The organism is Curtobacterium sp. C2H10 (genome assembly GCF_025407985.1).
Lineage (GTDB): Bacteria > Actinomycetota > Actinomycetes > Actinomycetales > Microbacteriaceae > Curtobacterium.
The window spans coordinates 17,813-29,221 of the sequence record NZ_JABXGF010000045.1 but is presented as its reverse complement, the minus strand read 5'-3'; the positions used below and the strand labels follow the sequence as shown (position 1 = coordinate 29,221).

10 protein-coding genes are annotated in these 11,409 nt (G+C 72.8%); 5 read left to right on the top strand and 5 right to left on the bottom strand.

The genetic code is table 11. From position 1 onward, the window contains the following. Window positions 1-356: 356 nt before the first annotated feature. Both HWD93_RS14465 and HWD93_RS14460 read right to left on the bottom strand, forming a co-directional pair. Window positions 357-1,451: a LacI family DNA-binding transcriptional regulator gene (locus HWD93_RS14465; protein WP_261647200.1), complete on the bottom strand. Its 1,095-nt coding sequence runs from the start codon at window positions 1,449-1,451 to the stop codon at window positions 357-359. A gap of 340 nt (window positions 1,452-1,791) precedes the next feature. Then, window positions 1,792-2,802 carry a LacI family DNA-binding transcriptional regulator gene (locus HWD93_RS14460; protein ID WP_261647199.1) on the bottom strand — a complete coding sequence of 337 codons (1,011 nt, stop codon included), beginning with the start codon at window positions 2,800-2,802 and terminating at the stop codon, window positions 1,792-1,794. A gap of 123 nt (window positions 2,803-2,925) precedes the next feature. On the opposite strand from HWD93_RS14460, the gene HWD93_RS14455 reads away from it, so the two are divergent. The 4 genes from HWD93_RS14455 to HWD93_RS14440 all read left to right on the top strand — a co-directional run bounded on the left by HWD93_RS14455 (window position 2,926) and on the right by HWD93_RS14440 (window position 6,911). Further along, window positions 2,926-4,287 (top strand): MFS transporter, encoded by a 1,362-nt coding sequence (locus tag HWD93_RS14455; RefSeq protein ID WP_261647198.1) that lies wholly within the window; start codon window positions 2,926-2,928, stop codon window positions 4,285-4,287. Between the two features lie 56 nt (window positions 4,288-4,343). Next, complete coding sequence (locus HWD93_RS14450) at window positions 4,344-4,685, top strand: L-rhamnose mutarotase (RefSeq protein ID WP_071295614.1); 342 nt, start codon at window positions 4,344-4,346, stop codon at window positions 4,683-4,685. Between the two features lie 102 nt (window positions 4,686-4,787). Continuing rightward, window positions 4,788-5,702 carry a metallophosphoesterase gene (locus HWD93_RS14445; RefSeq protein ID WP_261647197.1) on the top strand — a complete coding sequence of 305 codons (915 nt, stop codon included), beginning with the start codon at window positions 4,788-4,790 and terminating at the stop codon, window positions 5,700-5,702. A 147-nt stretch (window positions 5,703-5,849) separates the two neighbouring features. Further along, window positions 5,850-6,911: an NADP-dependent oxidoreductase gene (locus HWD93_RS14440; protein WP_261647196.1), complete on the top strand. Its 1,062-nt coding sequence runs from the start codon at window positions 5,850-5,852 to the stop codon at window positions 6,909-6,911. Here the strand turns inward: HWD93_RS14440 and HWD93_RS14435 are convergent. The 3 genes from HWD93_RS14435 to HWD93_RS14425 are packed head-to-tail and all read right to left on the bottom strand — an operon-like array spanning window position 6,908 to window position 9,802. Then, the gene (locus tag HWD93_RS14435; protein WP_261647195.1) at window positions 6,908-7,798 is read right to left on the bottom strand and encodes an ABC transporter permease; all 891 of its coding nucleotides are present in this window, start codon (window positions 7,796-7,798) and stop codon (window positions 6,908-6,910) included. The two genes, HWD93_RS14440 and HWD93_RS14435, sit on opposite strands and share 4 nt — an antisense overlap. Further along, a complete protein-coding gene (locus HWD93_RS14430; RefSeq protein ID WP_261647194.1) occupies window positions 7,785-8,735 on the bottom strand; it encodes an ABC transporter ATP-binding protein in 951 nt (316 codons plus the stop codon). Before HWD93_RS14430 ends, HWD93_RS14435 begins: the two co-directional genes overlap by 14 nt. Beyond that, window positions 8,732-9,802 carry a sigma-E factor regulatory protein RseB domain-containing protein gene (locus HWD93_RS14425; RefSeq protein WP_261647193.1) on the bottom strand — a complete coding sequence of 357 codons (1,071 nt, stop codon included), beginning with the start codon at window positions 9,800-9,802 and terminating at the stop codon, window positions 8,732-8,734. The genes HWD93_RS14430 and HWD93_RS14425 overlap by 4 nt, the downstream gene beginning before the upstream one ends. A 122-nt stretch (window positions 9,803-9,924) precedes the next feature. Between HWD93_RS14425 and HWD93_RS14420 the strand changes: the two genes are divergently transcribed. Continuing rightward, window positions 9,925-11,403, top strand: a complete 1,479-nt coding sequence (locus HWD93_RS14420) for an FGGY-family carbohydrate kinase (protein WP_261647192.1) — start codon at window positions 9,925-9,927, stop codon at window positions 11,401-11,403. Window positions 11,404-11,409 lie beyond the last annotated feature (6 nt).

The following is an 11,409-nucleotide window of genomic DNA, read 5'->3' as shown; positions in this document are numbered from 1 at the left end:
GCCCCGGCGGGCGGGGTGCGCTGGGCGGGGCGGGGCGGGCGCGGCTGCGCTGGCGGCAAAGCGACACCGTGCCGCCGAACCCGCGTGGGAATGTGTCGCTTCGGCGGGGTCAAGCGCGGAGCCGTCCTGTGAACTGTCGCTTTGGCGGAGCGGGGCGGGCGGGGCGGGCGGTCGCGAGGTTTCGCGCTGGCCGACAGTTCACGGGGCCAGTGGCGCGTGAGGTGTCGCTCAGCGCGAAACCTCACGCGCGCGGGCCACTGTGCGAGACTCGCCTCGGCGGACACTTTCGCGGCTCCGCGCCCGCGAAAGTGTCCGCCACCGCGAGACTCGGGAACGCCGAGCGCCGCGCGCGGCCCCTAGGCCTCGGTACGCCTCGGGTCGCTCGGCGCCGTCCGGGCAGCCGCCTCGGCCGCCCCTGCCCGCCCGAGGGTGCTCTCGCGCGGCACGAGCTCGCTCCCGAGCACCACCGTCCGGTGCACGTGCTCCGCGGGGTCCTCGTCGAGCTCGGCCAGCAGGAGGTCGACCGCCACCGAGCCCATCTCCGACCCGTGCATCGTCACCGAGGTCAGCGGCACGGCGCCACCCCAGGCGATCGAGTTGTGGTCGCAGCCCGTGACCGGGATGTCCTCCGGCACGCGCAACCCCGCCGCCCGCAGCTCCGTCACCACCGCCATCGCGAGGAGGTCCGTCACCCCGAGCACCCCGTCCGGCCGCGACTCCGCCGACATCGCCGCGATCCGGGCGCCGGCGTCGGTGCCTCCCGGCGGGTCGATGTCACCGGCGTCGACGTCCACGAGTTCGACCCCCGGGTGCTCCGCGATCGCCCGCAGCAGCCCCTGCCGTCGACGCGCCACGGGCTGGAGGTCCGGACGAGCACTCACGAACCCGATCCGCCGGCACCCCTGCTCGATGAGGTGCGTCGTCGCGACGTACCCGGCCTGCTCGTTGTCGACCACGACCGAGCAGGCGTCGACCTCGGCGGGTTCGTAGTTGACGTACACGACGGGCAGCCCGTGCTTGCGGACGGTCTCGACCTGTTCCTTCGAGGTCGTCATCGACGCCAGCAGGATCCCCGACACCCGTGTGCTCTCCAGGAACGCGAGGTGCTCTGCCTGCGCGTCGAGGTCGTTGTCGCTGTTCGTCACGAGCAGGGTGTTGCCCCGTGCCCGCGCGGTGGTCTGCGCCCCGCTCACCATGTCCGTGAAGAGCGAGTTCCGCAGCGAGGTCACGACGAGTCCGATCGCCCGCGTGCTCCCCGAGGCGAGTGCCCGCGCGTTGCGGTTCGGCGTGTACCCGAGGTCGGTGATCGCGGCACGGACCCGCGCTGCGGTCGCGTCGGCCACGCGTTCCGGGTGGTTCAGCACGTTCGAGACCGTCGCGAGCGAGACGCCCGCCCGAGCGGCGACGTGGTGCACGCTCGGCGGTCCGTCGCGCCGGGGGACATGCACCATGCTCCGATCGTAGGCGGACCGGCGCGCCCTCCCGGCCATCCGCCGGACAGGCCGGCGCACCGACGCGCCCACCCGGCCATCCGTCGGACGGGAGGTGGGCCCCACCAGCCGGGTCCGGCGCACCGCGCCAGCGGGGCGACGGCCGTGACGGGAGGGACGGTGCGGCGCCGACCCGCGCCTCCCGTCCGACGCGACTCGCCGCCCGGTCCGCGAACGCGACGGTGTGCCGCGAACGGTCGCCAGGGGTCTGTCGCTCTGCCGGCACGGACGCCACGGCATGCCTGTGTCCTGTCGCTCCGGCGGCACGATCACGGGCGCGCGGCGAAGCGCCCAGCGCGCCTCAGTGCTCGGCGACGGTGGACTGCCGCACGACGAGCTCGGGCGTGAACTCCACGTGCAGCTGGTCCGTGCCCTGCCCCTGGTCCACCTGGGCGAGCAGCAGTTCGATCGCCCGCCGCCCGAGGTCCTGCGCCGGCTGCCGCACCGAGGTGAGCGGGACGACCGCGGCCTCGGCGAACGCGATGTCGTCGTACCCGACGATCGCGATCTCCTCCGGCACCCGGATCGACCCGCGCATGATGAACGCCTGTTCGAGGCCGACGGCGAGCAGGTCGTTCGCCGCGAACACCGCGTCCGGGCGGTCGGCGGCCGGGCGGGCCTGGATCTCCTCGCCGACGCGCCGACCCTCGAGGACGGAGAGCGACGTGGTCGGGATCACCTCGAGTGCCGCACCCGACGCCTCGGCCGCGGCGACCGCGCCGGAGTGGCGGTCGGTGACCTGCCGGATGCCGAACGGGCCGCCGACGAAGGCGATCCGCCGGCGTCCGATCGCGGTGAGGTGCGTGACGGCGATGCGGCCTCCGGCGACGTCGTCGACGGAGACCGACGCGAAGTGCTCGTCGTCGGCGCGGCGGTCCACGAGGACCACGGCGGTGCCCTGGTCGCGCAGGCGCTCGAGGCGGCCGAGGTCGTCCCCGGCGGGGGAGATGAGGAGTCCGGCGACGCGGCGCTCCTCGAAGAGGTCGACGTAGGTGTGCTCGCGGTCGACCGACTCGTCGGAGTTCCCGACGAGGACGGCCAGGCCCTTCTGCATGGCCGCGTCCTCGGCGCCGCGGGCGACGTCGGTGAAGAACGGGTTGCCGCCGTCGAGCACGATGAGCCCGACGGTCGAGCTGCGGCCGGCGCGGAGCTGGCGGGCGGAGTCGTTGCGGACGAACCCGAGTTCGGCGATCGCGGACTGCACGCGTTCGACGGTCCCCGGTGCCACCTTGTCGGGACGGTTCAGCACGTTCGAGACGGTGCCGAGTGACACGCCGGCGAGCGCTGCGACGTCCCGAACGCTCACTGCCATGGGGTCATCCTGGCATCGGGGCGGGCGTTCCGGTGGAGCGACTTGCCCTCCGGCCGAACGACGAGTACCGTCTCCGCAGCACCGTTGAAACGATTCACTGACGAACACGCGAACGGAGGACCAATGGCGGTCCGTATCGGAGCCCGCAACACCACGGGCTGGAAGGCGACGATCTCGGTCGCCATGTCGAACTACATCGAGTCGGGGTCGATCATCGCGATCGCCACGAGCCTCAGCCTCTGGCAGGCGCAGTTCCACGTCGGGGACCTGCAGGTCGGGCTCCTCGCGAGCCTGTCCGCGAACGCGTTCGGCGCAGCGGCCGGCGCCATCATCGGCGGACCCCTGTGCGACCGCTACGGCCGGAAGTTCATCTACACCTACGACCTGCTGCTCTACATGCTCGGGATCCTGCTCGCGGTGTTCGCCGGCAGCTACGGCATGCTCCTCGTCGGGTTCATCCTCACCGGCATCGCGGTCGGTGCGGGCGTCCCCGCGAGCTGGACCTACATCGCCGAACAGGCCCCGGCCGACAAGCGCGCTGCCCACGTCGGGACCGCGCAGCTCGCCTGGTCGATCGGCCCCATGGTCGGCTTCGCCCTGGCCATCGCCGCCGCGCCGCTCGGGCTCCTCGGCAGCCGCCTGATCTTCGCGCACCTGTTCGTCGTCGCCGCGATCGTGTGGTGGCTGCGACGCGGCCTGCCCGAGTCCACGATCTGGAAGGACGAGCGCGCGGCCACCGGCTCCGCGAACTTCTTCCACGGCTTCACCCAGCTGTTCAGCCGCCGCAAGAACCTCACCGCGATGCTGTTCCTGTTCGGCGTCTACGCGCTCTGGAACACCGTGGCCGGGCAGGCCGGCATCTTCCAGCCCCGCGTCTACTCCGCCACCGGCGTGACGAGCGTCACCGAGCAGTACGGGCTGCAGATCCTCGTGTGGGGCTGCACCGTCGCCGCGACGTACTTCGGGTTCATGCGCTTCGCCGACCGGATGAGCCGGAGGCTGCTCTACGCGATCGGCGCCGCGCTCGCGGTCGTCGCCTGGGCCGTCCTCATCTACGCGCCCGCGAACCTCGGCACGCTGCTGTTCTTCGCGATCGCGTGGGGCATCTCGTCGGGCATCGGCGCACAGGCGTTCTACGGGCTCTGGACGAGCGAGCTGTTCGCCACCCGGTACCGGGCGAGCGCGCAGGGCGTCCTGTTCCTCGCCGCGCGGGTCATGGTCGGCCTGCTGAGCATCTGGTTCCCGCTCCTGCTCTCCGACATCGGGCTCCGTGCTCTCGGCGGGCTCATCCTCGGCCTGCTCGCGCTGTCGTTCCTGGTCGGGACGATGTGGGCGCCGCGGACGCAGGGCAAGACCCTCGAGGAGATCGAGGCCGAACGCTACGGCACCATCACCAGCGCGACCGGCACGGTCCGCACGCCCGAGGAGCACGCCGCGCGCCAGCAGACGCTGCGGGGTGCGCGAGACGAGCGGACGCCACGGTGAGCGACGCGGACGGGCGTGATCCGCGCCTCCCGGACGGCACTGGAGGCGCGGATCACGTGACCCGCGTCTGCTTCCGCCTGCAGGTGGGGACCGAGCACCTCGACGCCTACCGCGAGCGGCACGCCGCGGTCTGGCCGGCGATGCTGCGGGCGATCGCGGCCGCAGGACGTCGGAACTACTCGCTGTTCCTCGACGACGACGGCCTGCTCATCGGGTACTACGAGACGGACTCGGTGGCGGATGCCGACGCGTCGCTCGCCGCGTCCGAGGTGGCCGCCGCGTGGGAGGCGCACATGCAGGACCTGTTCGACGGCGCGACCGGGCGGGCGGACCAGGCGGCGCGCGTGCTGCCGGAGGTCTTCAACCTCGAGGACCAGCTCGCGTCGGGCGCATCGTGAGCAGGAATGGTCGGGTCCCGTCGCCGGACCCGACCATTCCTGCTCACTGAACGACGCCCGCGGGCACCGGGGACTGCAAGGCACCCTCGCTACCGTGGGGCCATGCAGCAGCCCGCAGCCGGGACCCTCCGCGTCCTCCACCTGTCCGACACCCACCTCACGGGCGACGGTGCCCTGCACCAGGGATCCGTCGACACGACCGCCGCGCTCGAGGGTGTGCTCGCCCGGGTCGACGGCGTCCCGGGGATCGGGCTCGTGGTGGTGTCCGGCGACGTCTCCGAGGACGGCTCCCCGGAGTCCTACGCCGCGGTGCTCGAGCGCGTCGGCGGCTGGGCGGAACGCCACGGTGCGGCGCTCGTCACCGTCCCGGGCAACCACGACCTCCGCGAGGGGTTCCGACAGGTCCTCGCGAACGGCCACGTCCTCGGCGAGGGCGGCCGGCCGCTCATGCACACCATGGAGTACCACCCGCCGACCGTGCCGGTCTGGGGGCAGTCGATCGTCGCGGGTCGGCGGATCGTCACGGTCGACACGAGCGTCCCCGGGGTCGGCTACGGCGAGATCGCCGAGGCGTCGCTCGAACGACTCCGCGCCGCGCTCGCCGGCGACCACGCGCCGCACGGCACCGTCATCGTGCTGCACCACCCGCCGTTGCCGGCACCGACTGCGCTGCACGAAGCCCTGCGACTCCGCAACCCGGAGGCGCTCGCTGACGCGATCCGCGGCTCCGACGTCCGGGTCGTGCTCGCGGGGCACTACCACCACCACTTCGCCGGGACCCTCGCGGGCGTGCCCGTGCTCGTCGCGCCCGGTGTCGCGAACGACACCGACGTCACCGGCGCCTACGAGGAGGAGTCCGCGTACGTCGACGCCGGAGCGCTCGTCGTCGACGTCGCCGAGGACGGCTCGGTCTGGTCGACACCGGTCCGCGTGCCGCGGCCGGACGCGGATCCGCTCGCGTTCGCGCTCGACGCGGACACCGTGGCGCGCGTCATCGAGGCGTCCACCGGGCAGTAGACGCACCGTTCGTCGGACGGGAGGGACGGTGCGGGCCCGCACCGTCCCTCCCGTCCGTCGTGTGCGGACGCCGGTACCCCGCGCGTTCGGGTTGCAGTCGGGAACTCCGAGTAGGCCGGTGGCACACCTGGAGCGAAGGAGCACCCCATGCGGATCGGCAGTGCAGTGCAGTACGACCGGTACGGCGACTTCGACGTCGTCGAGCTCGTCCCGCAGGAACGCCCGGAAGCGGGTCCCGGCGAGATCGTCGTCGAGATCGTCGCGGCGGGGCTCAACCACATCGAACGGTTCCTGCGGGAGGGCAAGCTCCAGGACCACATCGAGCTCACGTTCCCGGCTCGTCAGGGCGTCGACTTCGCCGGCATCGTCCGGGCACGCGGCGACGGGGTCAAGGACCTGCGCGTCGGCGACGAGGTGATGGGGCACGCACCGAACGGCGGGTCGCACGCCACCTGGCTCGTCGTGCCGCGCGCTGCCGTCATCAAGAAGCCGGAGCACGTCGGCTGGGAGGTCGCCGGCGGCCTCTACCTGGCCGGGTGCACCGCGGTGTCGGTCGTCCGCAGCCTCAAGCTCGGACCGGAGGACACCGTCGTCATCACCGCCGCGGCCGGCGGCGTCGGGCACATCGAGTGCCAGCTCGCGCACGACGCCGGAGCGACCGTCATCGCGCTCGGCAGCGCGCGCAACCACGACTACCTCCGGCAGATCGGCACCCTGCCCGTCGTGTACGGCGAGGGCGAGGAGGAACGCATCCGTGCGATCGCGGACGGCCGCCCGATCACCGCGTTCATCGACAACCACGGTGAGAGCCGGGCCGAGGAACTCGCGGAACGCCTCGGCGTCGCACCGGGGCGGTTCGTGTCGTCCGAGGCGCGGCGCGACATCGAGATCCGGTTCCTGCGGGCGCCGGCCGAGGACGAGGAGACCCGGGAGCTCCTGACCCTCCTCGCGAAGGCCGTGCAGGACCGTCGCGTGCAGGTGCTCATCTCCGGGTTCTACCCGTTCGAGTACATCGTCGAGGCGTACGAGGACCTCGCCGAGATGAAGTCCCGCGGCAAGGTCGTGATCGGGATGCAGACCGTCGAGACCGGTGCACGGATGGACTGGTACCGCTCGGAGAAGGCCCGGGACCTGCGCGACCGGTACGCCGACGCGCGGGGGAGCGACTCCGAGACGATGGCGGGCGGGTCGGCGAGCCCGAGCGCCTAGCTCAGGACGTCCTTCGTGGTGAACCGGCTGTACGCCAGCGCGCCGAAGACGACGACGTAGCCGAGCTGGAGCACGGCGTTCGACCCGAACGAGTCGAACGCGATCGGGTCGCGGAGCAGGTCACCGAACCCGAGCCACTGGTGCGAGAACAGGTACGGGTGCAACCAGTCGAGCTGCGGCAGCTGGTCGAGCACCTGGGACGCCCCGGCGAGCACCACCGTCGCGGCCATCGCACCGACCGGCACGCTCGTCAGGGTCGAGGCGAACAGCCCGATCGCCGACAGCCCGAGCATCGACAGCGTCACGTAGAGCGCGAGCAGCACGGCCCGGCCGGCGTAGGACCAGCCGTCGACCTGCGTGCCCGAGAGCAGGGTCACCGGGCCGATCGGGAACAGCACGGCACCGATCGCGGCCCCGACCAGGACGATGAGGAGCGTCGCGGCGAGGCAGAACGCCACCGCCCCGGCGTACTTCACGAGGATGAACCGCACGCGCCCGGTCGGAGCCACGAGCAGGTAGCGGATGGTGCCGTGGCTGGCCTCGCCCGCGACGGTGTCACCCGCGACCACGCCCACGGTGAGCGGCAGGAACAGCGGGATCGACACGGTCAGCGCGGTGAACGCCACGAACAGCCCGTTGTTCGTGATGTCGCCGAGGAACGCTGGACCGCCGGAGTCGTCACCGGTCGTGAGCCGGACGGCGACGGCGATGAGGATCGGCACGAGGGCGAGCGCCCCGAGCATCGCCCACGTGCGGCGGCGTCGGAAGACGAGGGCGAGCTCGGACCCGAGGAGTGCGAAGGGGCGCTGGCGGGGACGTGGGGAGGCGCGGACGTCGTGCGACTGCGGGTCGTCCGTCGGCATGGTGGCGGCGTCAGGCTGCGACATCGAAGCCCTCTCCGGTGAGGGCGACGAAGAGGTCTTCGAGGGTGCCGCCGCCGACGGTGAGCCCGCGCACCCGGACGTCGGCGCGGACGAGCTCGGTCGTGATGGTCTCGGGCAGGACCTCCGGTGGCAGGTCGGCCACGAGGACGTCGGCACCGCCCTCGTGCCGCGGGGTCAGGCCGAGACGGCTCAGCACGGTGCCGGCCTGCCCGAGGTCGGGCGTCCGGACCGTGACCGTCCGCGCACCGGCGGCGCGGAGCTCGTCGAGCGGCCCCTGCGCGACGAGCTTGCCGGTCCGCATCACGGCGGCGTGCGTGCACACCTGCTCGATCTCGGCGAGCAGGTGGCTCGAGACGAACACGGTCGTGCCGTCGTCGGCGAGGGAGCGGATGAGGTTGCGGACCTCGCGCGTGCCTTGGGGGTCGAGGCCGTTCGTCGGTTCGTCGAGCACGAGGAGGTCCCGCGGGGCGAGCAGGGCGTTCGCGAGCCCGAGCCGCTGCTTCATGCCGAGCGAGTACGCGTGCGCCTTCTTGTCGGCCGCGTGCGAGAGCCCGACGCGGTCGAGGGCGCTCGCCACCCGGGTCCTGCGGGTCCGTGGGTCGGAGGTGGGGTCGGCGGCGTCGAACCGGAACAGGTTCGCGCGGCCGGAGAGGTACGGGTAGAACGCCGGACCCTCGACGAGGGCACCGACGCGCGGCAGGACGTCGTGGAGGGCCTTCGGCATCGGTTCGCCGAGCACCTCGATCGTGCCGCCCGTCGCGCTGGAGAGCCCGAGGAGCATGCGGATCGTCGTCGTCTTGCCGGAGCCGTTCGGCCCGAGGAAGCCGAACACCGCGCCGCGCGGGACGGCGAGGTCGATCCCGTCGACCGCGCGCTGCTTGCGGAAGACCTTCGCCAGTCCGGTGGTGCGGATCGCGAGGGCTGCGTCGGGCGTGCTCACTCGGCTGCGGCGACCAGCGCCGACACCGGGACCGCGCCCGCGAGGACCCGGCCGTCGTCGGTGAGGTAGACCGAGACGAGCGAGGTCTGCACCGCGCGACCGCCGTCGACCGAACGGGTCAGCTGGTCGAGCAGCCCGCTGGCGTCGTCGCCGAGCGCGGTCTGGTCGACCGAGCCCTTCGGCAGTTCGGCGATGGTGCTCCAGCCAGTCCCCGTGAACGTCGGCTCGTCGCCGGTGCGTCCGTGTCGGTGCTGCGCGTCGCCCGTGCCGTGGGCTGCCGCGTCGGAGAGGTCCTTCGTCTCGACCGTCGCGCCCGTGGGCGGTGTGAAGTCGAACAGGCGTGCGGCCGGCGCGCCGTACTGCAGGCTCGTGAAGCCGACCTCGACGGCGGGGTCGGACTGGCCCTTCGCCGCGATCGTGGCGCGCAGCGGGAGGCCGGTCTGCTGGTCGACCGCCAGGCGCACGGACCCGACGAGCGTGCCCGTCGACTTCGGCGTGAGGGTGATCTGCCAGGCGTCGTGGCCGGCGACCCGGACGTCATTCGGCTTCGACACCGTGGTGCTCGGCGTGATCGCGTCGATCGCCTGCTTCGCGATGTCGGACGGCGTCGCGGCGCCGGACGCCGGCGCCTGGGCGTCCTTCGGGAGGGTGACGTGTGTCGCCGTGCGCTCCTTCGAGTCCCAGGTCCAGACGTCGGACCCGTTCCGGACGAGGTCCTGCTCGGCGAGCTGCTGCGTCAGCTGGACGCGCTGCTTGTCGGGGCCGTCGACGTAGACGCGGGCCGTGTGAGACGAGGTGAGGAGGCCGAGTGCGTCGGAGGCGTCGCCCTCGAGCGAGGAGCCGCCGGACCCGGTCGGGAGCTCCGGCAGGCCGAGGTCGCTCGTCTGCACGAGCTTGCCGGAGTACTTCGCGTCGGACGACCCCGCGATGCTGGCGATGACGTCCGCCGCGCTCGGGTTCGTCCCCGCGACCGGGTCGCTCGACGCGTTCGCGATCATCGGCGCAGCGACGGCGCCGGCGACGACGACCGGTGCGATGACGGCGGGCAGCCAGGCTGACTTCTTCATCGGTTTCCCCTCGGTGGAGCATTCGGAGTCGGCAGTACGGTACGTCGGCCCGCCGACAGTGGGCTGGGCGTTCGTAGACTCGGGGGCGACCGACGCGGGTCGGTGGCGGCGAAGGAGGCGGCATGCGGGCGGTGCTCGGTCTGGACATCGGGACGTCGAGCACGAAGGCGCTGCTCACGCGGTTCGACGGCACGGTGATCGCCGAAGTCGGACGACGGCACGAGGTCGACCGGCCGGAGCAGGGGCTCGTCGAGATGGACGCCGCGGTGTGGTGGGACGAGTTCACCGCCCTGACCCGTGAGCTGCTCGAGCGGGTGCCGGACGCCGAGGTCGAGGCCGTCGGCGTGAGCGGCATCGGCCCGTGCGTGCTCCTCACCGACGACGCCGGGGAACCGCTGCGGCCCGCGATCCTGTACGGCGTCGACACCCGGACGGCCGAGATGCTCCCCGCCGTGACGGCAGAGCTCGGCGGCGAGGACGCGGTCCGTTCCCGGTGCGGCTCCGCCCTCAGCACGCAGGCGGCCGGGGTCAAGCTCGCCTGGGTCGCCCGGCACGAACCCGACGTGTGGGCGCGTGCGGCGCGGTTCACGATGCCGTCGTCACGCGTGGTGGAGCTGCTGACGGGGGAGTACGTCCTCGACCACCACTCGGCGAGCCAGTGCACACCGCTCTACGACGTGCACGAGGACACGTGGATCGACGCGTGGTGCGAACGGCTCGCGCCGGGGCTCGCCATGCCGCGACTGGTCTGGTCGGGTGACCCGGCCGGCACCGTGACGGCCGCTGCGGCTGCGGCCACGGGCCTCCCGGTCGGCATCCCCGTGACGGCCGGGACCATCGACGCCTGGGCCGAGGGCGTGAGCGTCGGAGCCGCGGTACCCGGTCGGATGTTCCTGCAGTACGGGACGACGATGTTCATGATCGCGCCGACCGACGAGCCGGTCTCGGTGCCCGGGATGTGGACCACCGTCGGCACCCGTCCGGGGCAGCCGAGCGTCGCCGGTGGGATGGCGACCTCCGGGGCGATCACCGACTGGCTCCGGCGGCTCGTCGACGGCGAGTGGTCGACGATGCTCGAGGAGGCCCGCTGCGCCGGCATCGGGGCGAACGGCCTGCTGATGCTGCCGTACTTCGCGGGGGAGCGGACCCCGATCGCGGACCCGGACGCACGCGGGGTGATCGCGGGCCTCACGGTGCGGCACACCCGCGGTGACCTGTACCGGGCGACGCTCGAGGCGACGGCCTACGCGGTGCGGCACAACGTCGAGGTGCTGCGCGAGGCCGGGGTCGAGGTCCACGAACTCGTCGGCGCCGGCGGCGGCCTGCTCGGACGGCTCTGGCCGACGATCGTCTCGGACGTCACCGGGCTGCCGCAGACGGTCCCGAGCGTGACGATCGGTGCGTGCTACGGGTCGGCGTTCCTCGCGGCCGGGCTCGTCGCGGACGTGGACGTCACCGCGTGGAACCCGCCGGCCGCGCGCATCGAGCCCGATCCCGCGGCGACGGCGGCGTACGAGCCGGGCTACCGCGACTACCGCGAGCTGTACGAGGCGACGAGGGCCGTCGTGCACCGGTTGGCCGCGCGCGGTCGCACGCACTGACGAACC